This window comes from Massilia sp. LXY-6, from assembly GCF_051233485.1.
GTDB lineage: Bacteria > Pseudomonadota > Gammaproteobacteria > Burkholderiales > Burkholderiaceae_D > Telluria.
Genome location: NZ_JBKFGF010000023.1, coordinates 170,985 through 189,311, shown reverse-complemented (window position 1 = coordinate 189,311; position 18,327 = coordinate 170,985). Strand labels below are relative to the sequence as shown.

The following is an 18,327-nucleotide window of genomic DNA, read 5'->3' as shown; positions in this document are numbered from 1 at the left end:
CGTCCTCAGGCCGACACGTTCTGGGGCTTCGCCAGGCCGACCGGAAGGTCTTCGCGCATGCCGTCGCCGTGCGGCGCAACCAGGTCCTCGATCTCGACCTCTTCGCCGTTGAGGACGCGCTGCATGCGCGAACGGTCCACCGCGCCCACCCAGCGTGCGACGACCAGGGTGCCGACGCCGTTGCCGATGGTGTTGGTGATGGCGCGGGCCTCGGACATGAAGCGGTCGACGCCCAGCAGCAGCACCATGCCGGACACCGGGATCTTGCCCATCGACGCCAGGGTGGCGGCCAGGGTGATGAAGCCGGAACCGGTGACGCCGGCCGAGCCTTTCGAGGTGATCATCAGCACGCCCAGCACGATGAACTGGTCCATCAGCGACAGCGGGGTGTTGGTGGCCTGGGCGATGAAGATCGCGGCCATGGTGTAGTAGATGCACTGGCCGTCGGGATTGAAGGTGACGCCGGCCGGCACCACCAGGCCCACCACCGGCTTGGAGACACCCAGGTACTCCAACTTCTTCATCAGCTGCGGCACCACCGATTCGGACGAGCTGGTGCCGAGAACGGTGAAGATCTCCTCGCGGATGTAGCGCAGGAACTTCCAGATGCTGAAGCCGGAGATCCGGGCGATCGCGCCGAGCACGATGAACACGAAGGCCACGCAGGTCAGGTACATGGAACCCATCAGCTGGCCGAGCGACAGCAGCGAGCCGAGGCCGTATTTGCCGACGGTGAAGGCGATGGCGCCGAAGGCGGCCAGCGGTGCGATCCGCATCACCATGCCGAGCACCATGAACATGCCGGTGTTGAAGGCTTCGAGCATGTCGACCACCGGCTTGGCGTGGCGGCCCATGCGCGAGAGCGCGATGCCGAACATGGTGCCGAACACCAGGATCTGCAGGATATCGTTCTTCGCCAGCGCATCGATCGCGCTGGTCGGGACCATGTTCAGCAGGAAGTCGACGAAGCCGGTCGATTTCGCGGCCGCCGCCGTGTAGTTGCTGATACTCTTGGTATCAAGGTGGGCGGCATCGACGTTCATGCCGACGCCGGGCTGGACCACGTTCACGACGATCAGGCCGAGCAGCAGGGCGAAGGTCGACATGAGCTCGAAATAGATTAGGGCACGTGCCCCGACGCGCCCCAGTTCCTTCAGGCTTTCCATCTTGGCGATGCCGAGCACCACCATCGCAAAAATCACCGGCGCGAACACCATCTTGATCAGCCGGATGAACAGGTCGCCCAGCGGCTTCAGGTCGGTGCCGAGTTTGGGATACAGGTAGCCGAGCAGGCCTCCTGCGATGACACCGATCAGAACCTGGACGTACAGCCTTCCAAAGAAACTCCTGGACATGATGTCTGTCTCCTTTTATATGTTGTGTTTCGGGTCCCCCCGGCTCTTTGCGGCCGGTCGGGGACGGGCTGAGGTGCGAAGCGGCCGGATCAGGCGGCCGCGCGCTCCCGGCTGCCCTCGAGGATCTCGCACACGGTCCTGGTCACGTCCGCGGTGGTGGCCGTGCCGCCGAGGTCGCGGGTGTGCAGCGATGGCGTCGCGGTGACGCTTTCGATGGCCTGCATGAGCTGCTGCGCTGCCTCGTTTTCACCGAGGTGCTCGAGCAGCATGACCACCGACCAGAAGGTGCCGATCGGATTGGCCAGGCCCTTGCCCATGATGTCGAAGGCCGACCCGTGGATCGGCTCGAACATCGACGGATAGCGGCGCTCCGGGTCGATGTTGCCGGTCGGGGCGATGCCGAGACTCCCCGCCAGCGCCGCGGCCAGGTCGCTCAGGATGTCGGCGTGCAGGTTGGTGGCGACGATGGTGTCGAGCGTGGCCGGGCGGTTGACCATGCGCGCGGTGGCGGCGTCGACCAGCTCCTTGTCCCACTTCACGTCCGGGAAGTCCTTGGCCACCTGCACCGCGACCTCGTCCCACATCACCATCGCATGGCGCTGGGCGTTGCTCTTGGTGATGACGGTCAGCTGCTTGCGCGGACGCGACTGGGCCAGCCTGAAGGCGAAGCGCAGGATGCGCTCGACGCCGACGCGGGTCATCATGCTGACGTCGGTGGCGGCTTCGATCGGGTGGCCCTGGTGCACGCGGCCGCCCACGCCCGAATATTCGCCTTCCGAGTTTTCGCGCACGATGACCCAGTTCAGGTCTTCCGGCGCGCAGCGCTTCAGGGGGCCGTCGATGCCGGGCAGGATGCGGGTCGGCCGCACGTTGGCGTACTGGTCGAAGCCCTGGCAGATCTTCAGGCGCAGGCCCCACAGCGTGATGTGGTCGGCGATGTCGGGGTCGCCGGCCGAGCCGAACAGGATCGCGTCCTTGTTGCGCAAGGCGTCCAGGCCGTCTGCCGGCATCATGACGCCGTGCTGGCGGTAGTAGTCGCCGCCCCAGTCGAAGTCCTCGAAAGCGAACTTGAACTTGCTGCTGGTCGCGGCCAGCGCTTCCAGCACCTGGCGCCCTGCCGGCACCACTTCCTTGCCAATGCCGTCGCCGGGGATCGTCGCGATGTGATAGGTCTTCATATTCCTGTCTCCTGAGGTGGTCTGTATGGGTAAAACTGCATCCGTGGAGCCACTGTATGCGCTGGACGAAGGCAAATATCCTGGCTAGACTTAATCCGTCTTTAACTCAGAGTTAAGAATCGACATGAGCAGTGGCATTCAGCCGGCCGAACTCGGCTTCTTTGTCTCCTTGGGAAACTGCGGCAGCCTGAGCGGGGCGGCGCGCGAACTCGGGATCAGCACGGCGGCCGTCAGCAAGCGCCTGTCCCAGATCGAAGCGCGGCTGGGCGTACCGCTGGTGAACCGCACCACGCGCCGCATGAGCCTGACGCCGGATGGCGAAGTCCTGTTCGAGCACGCCCGGCGGATACTCGGCGAGATCGCCGACCTCGACCAGATCCTGAGCAGCTCGAAAGGCCAGCCGAAAGGCCTGTTGCGGGTGAACGCCACCCTGGGTTTCGGGCGCCTGCACATCGCGCCCGCGATCTCGCAATACGTCCTGAAATACCCGGATGTCGACGTGCAGCTGCAGTTGTCGGTGAATCCCCCGCCCCTGACCGAAGACCAGTTCGACGTCTGCATCCGCTTCGGCGAACCGGGCGACACGCGCGTGATCGCAAAGAAGCTGGCGGCCAACCGCCGCCTGCTGTGCGCTTCTCCCAGGTATCTGGCTGCGCGCGGCGAGCCGCTGACGCCGGCGGACCTGGTGCGCCACAACTGCATCTGCATCCGCCAGGGCGACGAAGCCTACGGCAGCTGGCGCCTGCACCGCGACCGCGACGACGGCCCCGGGGAGACGGTCAAGGTGCGCGGCAATCTGACCACCAACGATGGCGAGATCGCCGTCAACTGGGCGCTCGACGGCCACGGCATCCTGATGCGCGCGGAATGGGACATCGAGCGCTACCTCGAAAGCGGGCGGCTGCTGCGGGTGCTGCCGCAGTACCGCACGCCCGATGCCGACATCTATGCGATCTATCCGCAGCACCAGCACCAGTCGGCGCGGATCCGCACGCTGGTGGCCTTCCTGGCACAGGCCTTCGAACGGTTTGCCTTGCATCGGGGCGAGCGTCCGGCGGAGACGCCGGGAGCGTGAGGGCCGGTGTCAGGCCATCCCTTCGGTCGCCGCGCAGTTTGTCTGGATCTGGTTGCGCCCTTGGCGCTTGGCCAGGTACATCAACTTGTCCGCGCGCTCCAGGACCTCGGCCCGGTTCACGCTAGCCGCGCTGTCGATCAGATACACGCCGATACTGGCGCCTACTTCGGCGCCGGGGGCGATGTTCAGCATCGCGATGTCGGTCCGCAGCCGTTCGAATGAAGTGACGACGTCATGGTGCGTGCCGGGGCTCTTCAGCGCGAAGACGAACTCGTCGCCGCCGTAACGCGCCGCCGCACCGGCAATGTGATAGCGGATGAGGTCACTCACGCGCGCCAGCAATTCGTCGCCGCTGCGGTGGCCATACGCATCATTGAAGCGCTTGAACCCATCCAGGTCCATGGCTGCAACGGCGACCAGGCCGCCTCTCGTGCCGATCGCCGAATCGATGACCTCATCGAGGCCGAAGCGGTTCAGCAATCCGGTCAGCGAGTCCCGCCGGACCTGGACGTCGGCCGCTTCCTTTGCGACCAGCAGCTCACCGGCATGCCGGCGTATGCGCCAGTTGTCCTTCCTGAGCTGCTGGGAGATCGCGGCGGCATACGCGGGCAGGCAGCTGTTCGACACGATCAAGCCCGCAGCGGCCAGCGGAACACTGCGCCAGTATTCCGACAAGGCCATCGCCGGTACCAGGCAGACAAGCCCGGCAGCGGCACTCTTGTAGGCGTAGGCCGGCCCATACCGCACGCCGTAACCGATGGAGGCAAGCGCGGGACACAACAGGAGCGGCGCACCGATCTCCCCGAATGCGACGTACAGCAAGGCCATGCAGAACTGGTCGATCACGAGGCACAGGTTCAGGCGCGTCGCCGAGATCGCCGCCGCCCTCTGCGAGATCACGACCATGCCGCCGGCGAAACTCAAATACAGGGCAAGCGCACAATAGCTGAGGACATTCGCGGCAGCCCGGTCGAACCGGTAGGCACAGGCGAGGTAGGCCATGAAGATGGCCACGAAGGACAAACGGAACCTGGCCTGGCTTTTTTCCAGGGTGTGGAGATACTCTTGCATGGGGATCGTGGTGGCGGCGTGCGCTCACAGGGTTTCCGTTAGCGCGGGAATTGCTTAACTGTACACGATATTTTTCCCAGGAAATTCACGCATTGTCACGGGCTGGCCGGGGGCACGCGATTGATGAGTTCTTCGCCACGTTCGAACGCAGTGATACTGTCGATCGTGGTTTGCATGATCTGTCCGATCGCCTCGACGGTAAAGAATGCCTGGTGACCCGTGACGATCACGTTGGGAAAGGAGACCAGCCGCTGGATGATATCGTCGCAGATGATCGTCGAGGACAGGTCCTGGAAAAACAGATTGGCTTCCTGTTCATAGACATCGATCGCCAGGCCGCCGAGCTGCCCGGTTTTCAGCGCCTGGATCGCGGACTCCGTATCCACCAGGCCGCCGCGGCTGGTGTTGATGAGAATGCTCCCGTGCTTGGCGTGCGCCAGCGACTGCGCGTTGACGATATGTTTTGTCGACTCGCTGAGTGGACAGTGCAAGGACACCACATCGCTGGACGACAGCAGATCGTCGAGCGACACATAGCGTCCACCAGCCGCTTCGAACGCGGGATTCCGGTACGGATCATAACCGACGACCTGACAGCCGAAGCCGCCCATGATGCGCGCGAAGATCACGCCGATCTTGCCGGTGCCGACGACACCGACTGTCTTCCCATGGAGGTCGATGCCCATCAAGCCATCGAGGTCGAAATTGCCGTCGCGTGTGCGGACGCTGGCACGCGCGATTTTCCTGTTCACGGCAAGCAGCAATCCGACCGCAAATTCCGCAACGGAATGCGGTGAGTAATCGGTGACACGCACGACAGCGATGCCGTGCTGCCCGGCGGCAGCGATATCGATATGGTTGTAGCCGGTGGAACGGGTGGCAATCAGGCGCGTTCCCTGTCGCGCCAGGATGGCCAGCACGTCGGCATCGACGACATCGTTGACGAATACGCAGACGGCCTCGCAGCCTTCTGCAAGCGGTGCGTTCTCGACCGTCAAGCGGTCGTCGAAAAAACGCAATTCGTGCCCGGCCGAGCCCTTGGCCCGCGCCAGCATCGTCCTGTCATAGCGTCGCGCACTGAACACTGCTGTCTTCATCGTCACTCCTTGGGTAAATGCAATCGAGGATGAGGGCTGCGTCAGGTCTATTCTAGATTACAAGTTGGTAATGTGTGAACGGACGCACAGTCCTGAGCATACCGAAGGCTTAGCTTGGTCACTGAACCAACACCTGGAGGAAATTGTCATGAATACGAAACTGAAACTCGCCCTCGCTCCTGTCGTCTTTGCGTTTGTTGCCGCTTCCGCCCATGCGGGTTGCGGTAAAGGCGCCGTTGCCGGCGGGGTCGTCGGTCACATGGCAGGCAAGCATGGCGCCGCCGGCGCCGCTGTCGGTTGCGCCATCGGTCATCATTCCGCGAAAAAGAAACAGGCTGCGGCAAACGCCGCTTCGACCACTCCGGCGCCCGCAAGCGCAACCACCGCAACGACCGCAACGTCAAAGTAAATCGATGATGGCCGGGTGCCCGACACATGCGGCACCCGGCCAGCGACATTGTCGGCAACTCAGATGATGTCGCGGATCGCCTCGCAGATCCGGTCGACATCCGCCACCTCCATCCCGCAATGCAGCGGCAGGGTCACCGTCTCATCGCCGATCCGCTCGGCGTTCGGGAATTGTCCGCGCCGGTAACCGAGGCTGCGCCCCAGGCTGGTCGAATGCGAGGGCTCGTAAGACAGGCCCGTCGCAATGCCGCGCTCGCGCAGCGCCGCGCGAAAGGCCTGGCGCGTGCTGCCCAGTCCTTCGTACGGCAGCAGCACGCAGAACATGTTCCAGCTCTGCCCTTCCACGCCGCTCGGCGGCAGCACCGCATTCCCGATCTGCGGGAACACCTCGAAGTAGCGCTCCGCCAGCCTGCGGCGATGCGCCAGAAAGCCCGGCAACTGCGCGAGCTGCGCCAGGCCGATCGCGGCCGACACGTCCGACATGTTGTACTTGCCGCTGGCGACCGCGACGTCGCGCGTGTCGTCCGGCAGGCGCTCGATGCCGTGGAAGCGCAGCACCTCGATGCGGCGCGCCGTCGCTTCGTCCGGCACCACGATGGCACCGCCTTCGATGGTCGTCATGTTCTTGTTCGGGTGGAAGGAGAAGGTCGCGATGTCGCCGAAGCTGCCGACCGGCCGCCCCTGCCACTCCGAGCCTTGCACCAGCGCCGCGTCTTCGATCACGCGCAGGCCGTGGCGCCGGGCCAGCGCGTAAAGCGCATCCATGTCGCCCAGCGCGCCGGGAAAATGGGTCGGCACGATCGCCTTCGTGCGCGGCGTGATCGCGGCCTCGACCTGGTCCAGGTCGATGGCGCGGGTGACCAGCTCGCAATCGACGAAGACCGGATGGGCGCCCACCTTGACGATCATGTTCATCGTCGAAAAGAAGCTCTGCGTCGAGGTGATGACTTCGTCGCCGGGACCGATGCCGCAGGCCAGCAGGGCGAGTTCCATCGCACCGGTCGCCGAGGTCAGGGTACGCGTCGGGCGGCCGCCGAAGGTCTGCGACAGCGCGGCTTCGAACTCCAGCACGCGGGGGCCGCTGGCGATCCAGCCGGAGCGCATGGTCTGCGCCATCGCGGCGATGGTGTCTTCGGAAATGCAAGGTTGCGAAAAATTGAGGATTGCCACTGGACTCTCACTAAAGGAAGGATGACGGGACCGCCTGCGCCGCACGCAGCGGCAGGTCGAGGATGAACGCCGTGCCGCCGTCCGCGCCGCTGTCGACGCGGATGGTCCCGCCCAACAGGCTGGTCACGATATTGTAGGCGATGTTCAGCCCGAGCCCGGTGCCGCCCTGCCCCATCCGCGTCGTGAAGAAGGGGTCGAAGATGCGCGACAGGTGTTCGGCCGGGATGCCGCGGCCGTCGTCGCGGAATTCGATGCGGACCCGGTCCGCGCCGGCACGGCTGGCCGCCAGCACCATGGTCCCGCCGGGGCCGTCGAAGGCGTGCAGCAGCGCGTTGTTGACGAAGTTGATCAGGACCTGGCCGAGCGGGCCCGGATAGCTGTCCATCACGAGGCCCGGTTCGACCCGGACCTCGAGGGCATGGCCGCCGCGCCGCACCTGGTTCATGATGGTGGCGGCGATTTCCTGGCAGGCCTAGGCCAGGTCGAAGCGCCGGCGCTGGGTGCTGGCCTGGTCGACCGATACCTGCTTGAAGCTGTTCACCAGATCCGCCGCGCCGTGCAGGCTGCGCTGGATCAGCGCGCTGGCTTCGCTGGCGGCGGCGATCCAGCCTTCCAGGTCCGATTTCTTCAGGTTCGCCTGGGCGAAGCGTGCCGCCAGCACGTCCGTCTTTTCCCGCAGCGTGCTGGCCATCAGCAGGCTGTTGCCGATCGGCGTATTCAGCTCGTGGGCGACGCCGGCCACCAGCGAGCCGAGCGAGGCCAGCTTCTCGTGGGCCGCCAGCTGCGCCTGGGTATCGTTCAGCTGGCGGTAGGCGTCGGCGTTGTCGAGCGCCACGCCCAGGTAGGCCGCCAGGGTGCCGAGCATGTCGAGCTGCACGTGCTGGTAGGCGTAGCGCGCGCGGCTCTGCACGCACAAGACGCCCAGCGCGCGGGCGCCGACCACGATCGGCATGAACATCAGCGAGGCCGGCGGCCGCGCGCCGGCGTCGTCGGCCAGCTTGCCGATCCAGCGCGCGGCTTCCTGGTCGAGGTCGTCGATCAGGATCTCCTCGCCGGCTTCCAGGCAGCGCCGGCCCAGCGCCAGCACGCGCGCGCTGCACGCGTCCGCCTGACCGACACGCAGACCGTCCTCCATCACGAACGGATAGTCGAGCTGTCCGCCGGGGCCGGCCACGCCGATCGCGAATACCTGCACGTCCATCAGCTGGCGCACCTGGCCGTGGACCTTGGCCATGATCGCTTCGCTGTCCAGGTTGGCGGTCAGCTCACGCCCGATGTCGGACAGCAGCGCGATGTTGCGGCGCGCCCGCAGGGCCGCTTCCTTCTGCTGCTCGGCCGCTTCCTTCTGCAGCACCAGTTCGGCGGTGCGGGCGCCGACCGTGCGCTCGAGCCGTTCGGTCTGCTGGACCAGCACCCGGATGCGCAGGCGGTAGATGGCGACGCCGGCGCCCAGCAGGGTCAGCGTAACGAGGAACCGGAACCACCAGGTCATCCAGAACGACGGCGCGATCGTGATTCCGAGCTGCGCCGGCGTGTCGCTCCACATGCCGTCCTTGTTGGCGGCGCGGACCTCGAACACGTAGTGGCCCGGGTCGAGGTTGGTATAGGTGGCGAAGCGCTTGCCGGCGTCGGTCTCGGTCCAGTCCTCGTCGAAACCACGCAGGCGATAGCGAAAGCGGTTGCTTTGCGGGTCGGCGTAGTGCAGCGCAGCGAACTCCAGGGTGAACACGGAATCGCGGTGCGGCAGTGCCACTTCCGGCGCCGCGCCGGCACCGTGCGGCAGGCGCGAACGGTTCTGCACCAGGAAATCGGTGATGACGGGCTGCGCCGGATACGGGTTGTCGCGCACCGCGTCCGGCATGAAGGAGGTCATGCCGTTCACGCCGCCGAAGTACAGCTCGCCGTCGGCGCCGCGCGCGCCGGCGCCGACGAAATACGTGCCGTCCAGCAGGCCGTCCTTCGCGCTGTAGCTCTTGAACTGGCCGGTGGCCGGATCGACGCGGGTCAGGCCGACCGTGGTGCTGACCCAGATCGCGCCGCGGCCGTCCTCGAGGATCGCGCCGATCGGCACCGGCTCGTGCCCCGCCGTCACCGGAAAATAGCGGAAGCCCACGCGCCCGCCGGCGTCGCGCTCCATGCGCTGCAGGCCGGCCGCGGTGCCGACCCAGATCTCGCCGCGCGCCGACTGGTACAGGTAATAGACGCGGTTGTGGCGCAGGCTGGCCGGATCCCGGTCGTCGTGGCGGTAATGGGTGAAGGTGCCGCTGGCGCGGTCGAGGCGGTCCAGTCCGTTCTCGGTGCCGAGCCAGATGCTGCCGGCGCCGTCTTCGAGCAGGGCGAAGCTGTAGTTTTCGCCGAGGCTGCCCGGGTCCAGCGGATCGTGGCGCCAGGCGCTCAGGATGCGCCCGTCCGGGTCCAGCAGGAACAGGCCGCCGTGGGTCGCCACCCACAGGCTGCCGGCGCGGTCGAGCATCAGGTCCTGGACGACGTTGCCGGCCGAGTCCCGGCCCAGCGGGACGGTGGTGAAGCGGCCGCTGGCGGCGTCGCGCCAGGACAGTCCGGTCGCCGAGCCGACCCACAGGCGCCCGCGCCCCGGCTGCACGGCGGTGATGGTGTCGTCCGGCAGGCTGCCGCGCCGCGCCGGGTCGTAACGGATGCGCTCGACGCGGCCGCTGATCGGTTCGAGGTGGATCAGCCCGGAACCGGTCGTGCCGAGCCACAGCTTGCCGTCGGCGCCGGCGGCGATCGCCCGGATCTTGCGGCTGAGCGTCGCGGAGCCCCCGCCCGGTTCGCCCGGCAGCAGCGTGAAGCTGCCGAAGCCGCCGCTGGCGAGGTCGGCCCGGTTGATCCCGCTGAACAGGGTGCCGACCCACAGCGTGCCGGTGCGGTCGACGCGGACCGCGCTGACCTGGTTGTCGGACAGGCTGTGGCGGTCGAGGGCCACGCTGGTATAGCCGATGAAGCGCTGGCTGACGGGGTCGCGCCATTTCAGGCCGTCGAGGTCGGTGCCGACCCAGAGATTGTTGCCGGCATCGTGGTACAGGGTCAGGATGCCGCTGTCGCCCATGCCTTCATCGGAACCGATATGGCGGCGCTGCGGCGGGCCCTCGCCGGTGCGCCAGGCGTCGAGGCCGGCGGCGGTGCCGATCCACAGGGTCCCGTTCTGCGCCATCGACAGCGACAGCACCGTATTGCGCTTGGCCCCGCCGCGCGGGTCGATGTCGTAGTGATCGAAGCTGCGTGAAGCGGCCGGCAGGTGATCGATGCCGACCCCGGTGCCGACCCACAGGCCGCCGCGTCCGTCCGGGGCCAGCGCGCTGACGCGGTCGTCGCGCAGGCTGGCGGGGTCGCCCTCGGCGTGGCGGAAGGCGCGGAAGCGTCCGCTGGCCGGGTCGAGGTGGACCAGGCCGTCGCCGGTGCCGATCCACAGTCCGCCGGCGCCATCCCCGGTAATGGCGCTGACGGCGCGATTGCGCGCCACCCGCTCGCTGCCGGACACGAAGGGATACCGGACGAACTTCTGGCCGGTCTCGTCGAAGCGGGCCAGGCCGCCGCGCGTGCCGAACCACAGCCGCCCTTCCCCATCCTCGTAGGACGTCTGGACGAAGTTGTCGGGAAGGCTGGCGGGATCGGCGGGGTCGCTGCGGAAGCTGCGGATCCGGTAGCCGTCGTAACGGTTCAGGCCGGCCTGGGTACCGAACCACATGAACCCGGCCCGGTCCTGCAGGATCGTCTTCACGGTTTCCTGCGACAGGCCCTGTTCCAGGCTCAGGTGCTCGAAGCGCAGGCTGCGCGGCGCGCCGGCGTGCGCGGGCAAGCTGGCCGCGGAGATCAGCACGCAGGCCACGGCGGCGAAGAGGGAGCGGAACATAAAGACGGTTTTCCGAAGTACAGCCCTCAATCTACCAGAAGCCCTCGTTATGTTGAGAAAAATTAAGACTTCCACTGGCGGGATGTCACTGCTATAATGCGTGCATCGGGCGGCTGTAGCTCAGCTGGATAGAGTACTTGGCTACGAACCAAGGGGTCGTGGGTTCGATTCCTGCCAGCCGCACCAGTGATTCATGAGGAATGGCTCAGAAAGTTCTGCTTTCTGGGCCATTTTTCTTTGTGCGCTCCGCCCTGAATTGGCATCCACGTGTTCGCTTTCGTAGGGGTTTGCCAATCCTGGAGGCACTGCTATAATGCGTGCCTCGGGCGGCTGTAGCTCAGCTGGATAGAGTACTTGGCTACGAACCAAGGGGTCGTGGGTTCGATTCCTGCCAGCCGCACCAGTGATTCATGAGGAATGGCTCAGAAAGTTCTGCTTTCTGGGCCATTTTTCTTTGTGCGCTCCGCCCTGAATTGGCATCCACGTGTTCGCTTTCGTAGGGGTTTGCCAATCCTGGAGGCACTGCTATAATGCGTGCCTCGGGCGGCTGTAGCTCAGCTGGATAGAGTACTTGGCTACGAACCAAGGGGTCGTGGGTTCGATTCCTGCCAGCCGCACCAGTGATTCATGAGGAATGGCTCAGAAAGTTCTGCTTTCTGGGCCATTTTTCTTTGTGCGCTCCGCCCTGAATTGGCATCCACGTGTTCGCTTTCGTAGGGGTTTGCCAATCCTGGAGGCACTGCTATAATGCGTGCCTCGGGCGGCTGTAGCTCAGCTGGATAGAGTACTTGGCTACGAACCAAGGGGTCGTGGGTTCGATTCCTGCCAGCCGCACCAGTGATTCATGAGGAATGGCTCAGAAAGTTCTGCTTTCTGGGCCATTTTTCTTTGTGCGCTCCGCCCTGAATTGGCATCCACGTGTTCGCTTTCGTAGGGGTTTGCCAATCCTGGAGGCACTGCTATAATGCGTGCCTCGGGCGGCTGTAGCTCAGCTGGATAGAGTACTTGGCTACGAACCAAGGGGTCGTGGGTTCGATTCCTGCCAGCCGCACCAGTGATTCATGAGGAATGGCTCAGAAAGTTCTGCTTTCTGGGCCATTTTTCTTTTCCGCGGCACCCATCCCCATCGACGACATGACAACCCGGCTACTTCCCTGCTCGGCAAGTACATCCTCGTTGGCCTCGCCTATCTCGGCCAGGCCGGCGCGGTGGCGAGGCTTGCCCAGCTGGAGGCCGGGCAAGCCGGGCGACGGACTTGGCCATTCGCGAAGGCACTGCTATAATGCGTGCCTCGGGCGGCTGTAGCTCAGCTGGATAGAGTACTTGGCTACGAACCAAGGGGTCGTGGGTTCGATTCCTGCCAGCCGCACCAGTGATTCATGAGGAATGGCTCAGAAAGTTCTGCTTTCTGGGCCATTTTTCTTTTCGGCAAACGCCCGGAGCGGCACCCGCTGGCCCGGCTGCGCCACACGGCCCAGCGGCTCGATGATCTCGATGGCATGCTCGACGGGCGACGCATCGCCAGCCCGGAGGCCTTCCCGAGAGCGGCGCTGGGCAGATTCGACACGTGACGCTAACCGTGCCTCCTTTTTCGCATCCGGTTTCACAAGCATACTGTCAGCCGATTCCGACCGACTCGGACTCTGCCGTAAGGCCACCGGGCCGATCCTTTGCCAAATGGCAAAATTACGCTATAATGCGTGCCTCGGGCGGCTGTAGCTCAGCTGGATAGAGTACTTGGCTACGAACCAAGGGGTCGTGGGTTCGATTCCTGCCAGCCGCACCAGTGATTCATGAGGAATGGCTCAGAAAGTTCTGCTTTCTGGGCCATTTTTCTTTTCGGCAAACGCCCGGAGCGGCACCCGCTGGCCCGGCTGCGCCACACGGCCCAGCGGCTCGATGATCTCGATGGCATGCTCGACGGGCGACGCATCGCCAGCCCGGAGGCCTTCCCGAGAGCGGCGCTGGGCAGATTCGACACGTGACGCTAACCGTGCCTCCTTTTTCGCATCCGGTTTCACAAGCATACTGTCAGCCGATTCCGACCGACTCGGACTCTGCCGTAAGGCCACCGGGCCGATCCTTTGCCAAATGGCAAAATTACGCTATAATGCGTGCCTCGGGCGGCTGTAGCTCAGCTGGATAGAGTACTTGGCTACGAACCAAGGGGTCGTGGGTTCGATTCCTGCCAGCCGCACCAAATTTTCATGACGAATGGCTCAGAAAGCGATTTCTGAGCCATTTTTCTTTGGCCCAGCCATATCTGCCTCACAAAACCCCTCCTAACTGGAAATTTTATTGCCGAGCGTTCAATAAAAATTCGCCAACGGAAATACCCTGAAACGAGGAGTTGTGCGCGTCATTAAGTAGGACAGGTCCTACAAATACTTGGCAACACAGATAATTTTTTCTACTCGTCAATGCAAACAGCCCCCTCTCCTCTATGAGAAGCGGGTAAATCGTGAATCCAACGGGAAATAATTGAGTGTAGGCATATTTCTGCGAAGAAGCGCACACATCAATCGTTTTTCGCGCACTTTATCGACATTTTGATACGATGAAGTTCCCCGATTCTTGAAAACCAAGCTGCAGGACGCGGCTGTCTAATTTGCGAGGTAAGAAATGAAAAAATCTCTGATCGCTGGTATCGTGTTTGCTACCGCAACGTTCGGTTCCTCCGCTGTCATGGCGCAAACCACTGGTGGTACTGCTTCCACCATCGGCAACACCCCGCAGGTGCTGGACCTGACCAACGGTAGCGGTTTCTTTGGCGATTCCTTTGGCGCCAACCACAACGGTTCCACCTTCGCCGACCGCTTCACGTTCTCGGTCAACGGCACCAGCAACATGAACTTCGATGCCATCATCTCGTCGATCAGCCGCTCGGCAAATACCGGCCTGGATATCACCGGTCTGTCCCTGTACCGCGCAATGGGCACCGGCACCGGCACCGGCACTGGCGGCGTTGGCACCGGCGACACACTGGTCTCGTCGGGCAAGTCGCTGCAGTCGGGCGCCGTGGACGTCTGGACCCTGTCCAGCAGCAACGCGCTGGCTGAAGGTAACTACTACGTGCTCGTCAGCGGCAAACTGGTGTCGGATACCAGCGCAGCCTTCGGCGGCGCCGTCATGATGTCGCCGACCGCTCCGGTTCCGGAACCGGAAACCTACGGCATGATGCTGGCCGGCCTGGGCGTCCTGGGCGTCCTGGCTCGCCGCCGCAAGGCAGCTGGCAAGCAAGCCGCTTAAGTCTTAGCACCCGCCTACACGGCACCGAAGCGGAAGCGCGCAAGCGCCTCCGCTTTTTTTACGTCCGCAGCTTCTTGATCAGGCTGCGGTTGCCGAGGATTTCCTCGATCTGCTCGAAGCGCACCGGCTTGACCATGTGGTGGTCGAAGCCGGCCTCGAAAGCCAGCTGGCGGTCCTTTTCCTGGCCCCAGCCCGTCACCGCGATCATCACCGTCATCGCGCCGCAGGACAGGTTGCGGATGCCGCGCGCCAGGTCGTAGCCGGACATCTGCGGCAGGCCGATGTCGAGGAAGGCGTAATCCGGGCAGAAGCGCTTGGCGGCCGCCAGCGCGTCCGGGCCGTTGTGGGTGATGACCACGCTGTGCCCCATTGCCGTCAGCAGGGCGCCGATACTGTTCACGAAATCGACGTTGTCGTCGGCCAGCAGGATGCGGTAGGTCTCGGCGCTGATGAAGGATGCCGGGGTCGGCTTGGCCGGCAGCTCCGGATCGACCACGATCGGCAGGCGCACCACGAACTGGCTGCCGTGGCCCAGCCCTGCGCTGTGCGCTTCGATGCTGCCGCCGTGCAGCTCCACCAGCTTGCGCGCCAGCGACAGGCCCACGCCCAGGCCGGCGGTCGAGCGCTCCAGCGTCGAATCGACCTGCACGAACATGTCGAACACGGTATCCAGCATGTCCGGCGCGATGCCGATGCCGGTATCGGCCACCACCAGCACCAGGGTGCGCTCGTCGACCGTCGCCTTCAGGCTGACGCGCCCGCCGCGGTTGGTGTACTTGGCGGCGTTGTTGAGCAGGTTCGACAGAATCTGGGCCAGACGGGTGGCGTCGCCGTTCAAGAACACGGGGCGGTCCGGCAGGTCGATCTGCAGCTCGTGGCCGTGCAGCTCTATATAAGAGCGCACTACCTCGAGCGCGTCGTTGACCACCGCCTTCAGCTCGACGCGGCCGGACTTGATCGTGAACTTGCCGGTATTGATGCGCGAGACATCCAGCAGGTCATCCACCAGGCGCACCATCTGGCGCAGCTGGCGTTCCATGATGTCGGTGGCGCGCTGGGTCGCCTGGGCGTCGCCGCTGCGCAGGCGCAGGATGTCCAGGCCAGTGCGAATCGGCGCCAGCGGGTTGCGCAGCTCGTGCGCCAGGGTCGCCAGGAACTCGTCCTTGCGGCGGTCGGCCACGATCAGCGCCTGTTCGGCGCGCTCGCGCACCTGCATCTCGTGTTCCAGGGTCGCGTTGGCTTGCTGCAGCGCGTGCGAGCGGCGCCCGATCTCGGCCAGCATGTCGTTGAAGGCGTCGATCAGCACGCCGATCTCGCCGCGCTCCTTGCCCGGCACGCGCAGGCTGAAGTCGCGCCGCTGCATCACCTGGCGCGCGACGTCGGTAACGGACTCCAACGGGCGGGTGATCGCTTCCTGCAGGCGCGAGGCCACCAGCCAGGCGATCGCCAGCGCGCCCAGCATCACCGCGCCGAGGATGGCGCCGTAGCTGAGCAGGCGGTCGAACAGGCCGTAGCGCGCGCGCAGGTAAACGGTACCGACCATGTCGCCGTTCTCGACGATATTCCGGAACACCACCAGCTCGCTGCCCTCGATGCGGTAGCCGGACGCCTGCGGACGCTCCGGCAGGCGCAGCGCGGCTCCCGAGGCCGAAGGCGCCACGTAGCCGGCGAAGCGCGCGCCGTTGCTGGTATAGATGGCGGCCGCCAGGATCTGCGGGCGCACCCTCAGCACCGCCAGGTTCTGGCGCGCCGTCTCGTCGTCGTTGAAGGCCAGCGCCGGCGCGGTCACGCGCGCCATGATGTCGGCCTGGGTCATCAGGTCGTCGGTCCAGTAGCGCTGGAAGGCGCGCAGGTCGACCAGCAGCATCGCGCAGGATGCCGCCACCAGGGCCGCCAGTGTGGTCGAAACCGCCATGAGGATGAGTTTGCGGCGGACCGAGCCGCCGTCGCGCATGCGCATTATCCTGCTCATTGCTGCGCTCCTTTCTGCACCCGGTTCGCCACCGTCAGCAGGCGCGAACTGAGTTTGATGCCATTACGTTCCGCGGCGTCCAGCGCGACATCGAAGCGCACTCGCTCGTCGACGATGCGGAAATTGATCGCACTGCCCTGGTGCAGGCCGCCTTCGCACTCGGTAACGACCAGCAGCGCGCCGCTGGCCGCGCGCACCATGCGCCCCACCCTGCCGGCATCAAGGCCGCCGATGAACAGCAGGTGCACCGAGGTGCCGAGCTCGGACTCGCGCAGCACGCGCACCGCGATCGGCCGGTTGTTGACGGTGCGTCCGCTGACGATGTGCGCCAGTTCGGCCGCCAGGTCGTCGGCGCCGATCACGCCGATGGTGACCGGGCTGGCGGGATCGGCGAAGGCCCCGGGCGGGAATTCGGCATAGCCGAGGAATTTATATAGAAAGGCTGCCTTCACGCGCCGCTCGAGGGCCGGGCTGGTGGCCGCATTTTCGGCCCGCGCCGGCGCTACCAGGCCGTGCTCGCCGCACAGGGCGGCGGCGCACAGCAGCGCCCAGCCGGCCAGCTTGTGACGCAGGCCGCGATTCAGGGATGAGCTCGGGTGACGATACATCGGCCGGGTCAGAAGGCGAAGACAGCGTTGGAGAAAGCGGTGCGCAACGCCGGCCGTAAGGACGGCGCCCCGGACAATGCAGACGGCAAGGGGGAACTCGTGATCATCTTGCTATCCTAGAGCATTTTCCCCAGTGCACCAAGCGTGCGCGTGCCGGCAAGCGTTCAGACAGCCTCTGCTGTGCTATTTAAGCGATTAATAACCGTCATCAGAAATCTCAATTGGATTTCTTTTTTGCGATGCAGCATGATGCTCATGTCTCCTCTATTCTCCTCCAAGGATAGATTCAGCCCGCTCCCGTAGCGGGCTTTTTTTTGCCTTGTCTCCTTGCGCACGTGCGTGCCGCCCTCCATGAAGGTTTTAGTGTAGGATTTCGTTCTTTTCGTCCAGATAACAATATTTACATCTCGCCATGACCCAAACCGGACAGCCCGCCCGCTCCTCCAGCTCCTTCGACTGGTCCGCCACCCGGCTCGGCGAACCCGGACAGTGGCCATGGCCGCTGCGGATGGCAGCCGACCTGCTGTTCAACCTGCCCCTGCCGGCGCTGCTGGTATGGGGACGCGGCATGACGGTCTTCTTCAACGACGCCTACGGCGCCCTCGCCGGCCCCGGCTACGGCAAGGTGCCGGGCGGCAGCGTGCCGCCGGTGATGCCGCCGCCGCTGGCCGCCGCGCCGGAAGAACTCGAACGCGCCTGGAACGGCGAGGCCGCCATCGCGCGCGCGCGCGCCTTCGGTTTCGCGGGCGCGGCCGCCTCGAACGGCGCGAATTCCCCCCGTGACCTGCACTTCACGCCGCTGCGCGCGGCGGACGGCAGCGTCGAGGGCGTGCTATGCGTGCTGGCCCCTCCGGCCAGCGTTGCCGCTTCCGAGGAAGCGCCCGCCGGCCCGCTGCGCATTCTGGTGGTCGAGGACAATCTCGACTCCCAGTACCTGGTCTGCGAGATGCTGCGCGCCTTCGGCCACCATGCGGACGGCGTCGGCCATCCGGACGATGCGCTGGCCCACCTCGCCGCCGGCCGCTACGACGTGCTGTTCACCGACGTCAGCCTGCCCGGCATGTCCGGTGTCGAACTGGCCCGCAAGGCGGTGGTCGATGCGCCCGCGATGCAGGTGATCTTCGCTTCCGGCTATGGCGACACGCTGCTGCGCCACCTCGAGTTCCCCTATCTGTCGCTGCAAAAACCCTACGAACTCGACCAGCTCCAGGCGGCCCTCGACAAGGTGGCCGCCCAGAAGCAGGCACGCACCTGAAGCGGGCAACGGTGTGCA

The 18,327-nt window shown here is 65.0% G+C and carries 15 protein-coding genes and 8 tRNA genes; 14 read left to right on the top strand and 9 right to left on the bottom strand.

Annotated elements, in window-relative coordinates:
* Positions 1 to 5 precede the first annotated feature (5 nt).
* Positions 6 to 1,355, bottom strand: coding sequence for a C4-dicarboxylate transporter DctA (gene dctA / locus ACI48D_RS12475; protein ID WP_435571529.1), 1,350 nt, complete (start codon positions 1,353 to 1,355; stop codon positions 6 to 8).
* An 89-nt stretch (positions 1,356 to 1,444) separates the two neighbouring features.
* On the bottom strand, positions 1,445 to 2,533 hold the full coding sequence (locus ACI48D_RS12470) for a tartrate dehydrogenase (RefSeq protein ID WP_435571528.1): 1,089 nt from the start codon (positions 2,531 to 2,533) through the stop codon (positions 1,445 to 1,447).
* A gap of 124 nt (positions 2,534 to 2,657) precedes the next feature.
* Between ACI48D_RS12470 and ACI48D_RS12465 the strand changes: the two genes are divergently transcribed.
* On the top strand, positions 2,658 to 3,608 hold the full coding sequence (locus ACI48D_RS12465) for a LysR family transcriptional regulator (RefSeq protein WP_435571527.1): 951 nt from the start codon (positions 2,658 to 2,660) through the stop codon (positions 3,606 to 3,608).
* A 9-nt stretch (positions 3,609 to 3,617) separates the two neighbouring features.
* Here ACI48D_RS12465 and ACI48D_RS12460 read toward each other — a convergent pair whose 3' ends face one another.
* Positions 3,618 to 4,679 carry a GGDEF domain-containing protein gene (locus ACI48D_RS12460; RefSeq protein ID WP_435571526.1) on the bottom strand — a complete coding sequence of 354 codons (1,062 nt, stop codon included), beginning with the start codon at positions 4,677 to 4,679 and terminating at the stop codon, positions 3,618 to 3,620.
* 95 nt (positions 4,680 to 4,774) lie between these two features.
* On the bottom strand, positions 4,775 to 5,776 hold the full coding sequence (locus ACI48D_RS12455) for a 2-hydroxyacid dehydrogenase (RefSeq protein ID WP_435571525.1): 1,002 nt from the start codon (positions 5,774 to 5,776) through the stop codon (positions 4,775 to 4,777).
* A 148-nt stretch (positions 5,777 to 5,924) separates the two neighbouring features.
* Here ACI48D_RS12455 and ACI48D_RS12450 point away from each other — a divergent pair, with 148 nt between their 5' ends.
* Positions 5,925 to 6,185: a hypothetical protein gene (locus ACI48D_RS12450; protein WP_435571524.1), complete on the top strand. Its 261-nt coding sequence runs from the start codon at positions 5,925 to 5,927 to the stop codon at positions 6,183 to 6,185.
* Positions 6,186 to 6,244: 59 nt separating this feature from the next.
* Here the strand turns inward: ACI48D_RS12450 and ACI48D_RS12445 are convergent, their stop codons facing one another.
* The 3 genes from ACI48D_RS12445 to ACI48D_RS12435 are packed head-to-tail and all read right to left on the bottom strand — an operon-like array spanning position 6,245 to position 11,225.
* The gene (locus ACI48D_RS12445) at positions 6,245 to 7,348 is read right to left on the bottom strand and encodes a DegT/DnrJ/EryC1/StrS family aminotransferase (RefSeq protein ID WP_435571598.1); all 1,104 of its coding nucleotides are present in this window, start codon (positions 7,346 to 7,348) and stop codon (positions 6,245 to 6,247) included.
* 16 nt (positions 7,349 to 7,364) lie between these two features.
* Positions 7,365 to 7,799, bottom strand: a complete 435-nt coding sequence (locus tag ACI48D_RS12440) for a sensor histidine kinase (RefSeq protein WP_435571523.1) — start codon at positions 7,797 to 7,799, stop codon at positions 7,365 to 7,367.
* Positions 7,800 to 7,826: 27 nt separating this feature from the next.
* Entirely contained in the window at positions 7,827 to 11,225 is a 3,399-nt protein-coding gene (locus ACI48D_RS12435) for a two-component regulator propeller domain-containing protein (RefSeq protein ID WP_435571522.1), read from the bottom strand.
* A gap of 109 nt (positions 11,226 to 11,334) precedes the next feature.
* On the opposite strand from ACI48D_RS12435, the gene ACI48D_RS12430 reads away from it, so the two are divergent.
* The 11 genes from ACI48D_RS12430 (at position 11,335) to ACI48D_RS12380 (ending at position 14,474) form a co-directional block, all read left to right on the top strand.
* A tRNA-Arg gene (locus ACI48D_RS12430) sits at positions 11,335 to 11,411 on the top strand.
* Between the two features lie 140 nt (positions 11,412 to 11,551).
* A tRNA-Arg gene (locus ACI48D_RS12425) sits at positions 11,552 to 11,628 on the top strand.
* Positions 11,629 to 11,768: 140 nt separating this feature from the next.
* A tRNA-Arg gene (locus ACI48D_RS12420) sits at positions 11,769 to 11,845 on the top strand.
* Positions 11,846 to 11,985: 140 nt separating this feature from the next.
* Positions 11,986 to 12,062 (top strand) — tRNA-Arg (locus tag ACI48D_RS12415).
* A gap of 140 nt (positions 12,063 to 12,202) precedes the next feature.
* Positions 12,203 to 12,279, top strand: a tRNA-Arg gene (locus tag ACI48D_RS12410).
* Positions 12,280 to 12,520: 241 nt separating this feature from the next.
* Positions 12,521 to 12,597 (top strand) — tRNA-Arg (locus tag ACI48D_RS12405).
* Between the two features lie 7 nt (positions 12,598 to 12,604).
* Positions 12,605 to 12,796 carry a hypothetical protein gene (locus ACI48D_RS12400; protein WP_435571521.1) on the top strand — a complete coding sequence of 64 codons (192 nt, stop codon included), beginning with the start codon at positions 12,605 to 12,607 and terminating at the stop codon, positions 12,794 to 12,796.
* Between the two features lie 138 nt (positions 12,797 to 12,934).
* Positions 12,935 to 13,011 (top strand) — tRNA-Arg (locus ACI48D_RS12395).
* Between the two features lie 7 nt (positions 13,012 to 13,018).
* The gene (locus tag ACI48D_RS12390; RefSeq protein WP_435571521.1) at positions 13,019 to 13,210 is read left to right on the top strand and encodes a hypothetical protein; all 192 of its coding nucleotides are present in this window, start codon (positions 13,019 to 13,021) and stop codon (positions 13,208 to 13,210) included.
* A gap of 138 nt (positions 13,211 to 13,348) precedes the next feature.
* Positions 13,349 to 13,425: transfer RNA gene (locus ACI48D_RS12385), tRNA-Arg, on the top strand.
* Positions 13,426 to 13,847: 422 nt separating this feature from the next.
* Positions 13,848 to 14,474, top strand: coding sequence for an FxDxF family PEP-CTERM protein (locus tag ACI48D_RS12380; protein WP_435571520.1), 627 nt, complete (start codon positions 13,848 to 13,850; stop codon positions 14,472 to 14,474).
* A gap of 58 nt (positions 14,475 to 14,532) precedes the next feature.
* Here the strand turns inward: ACI48D_RS12380 and ACI48D_RS12375 are convergent, their stop codons facing one another.
* Positions 14,533 to 16,446, bottom strand: a complete 1,914-nt coding sequence (locus tag ACI48D_RS12375; protein WP_435571519.1) for a hybrid sensor histidine kinase/response regulator — start codon at positions 16,444 to 16,446, stop codon at positions 14,533 to 14,535.
* Positions 16,443 to 17,054 (bottom strand): YfiR family protein, encoded by a 612-nt coding sequence (locus tag ACI48D_RS12370; protein WP_435571518.1) that lies wholly within the window; start codon positions 17,052 to 17,054, stop codon positions 16,443 to 16,445. The genes ACI48D_RS12375 and ACI48D_RS12370 overlap by 4 nt, the downstream gene beginning before the upstream one ends.
* 412 nt (positions 17,055 to 17,466) lie before the next feature.
* On the opposite strand from ACI48D_RS12370, the gene ACI48D_RS12365 reads away from it, so the two are divergent.
* Positions 17,467 to 18,309 carry a response regulator gene (locus ACI48D_RS12365; RefSeq protein ID WP_435571517.1) on the top strand — a complete coding sequence of 281 codons (843 nt, stop codon included), beginning with the start codon at positions 17,467 to 17,469 and terminating at the stop codon, positions 18,307 to 18,309.
* Positions 18,310 to 18,327: the final 18 nt, after the last annotated feature.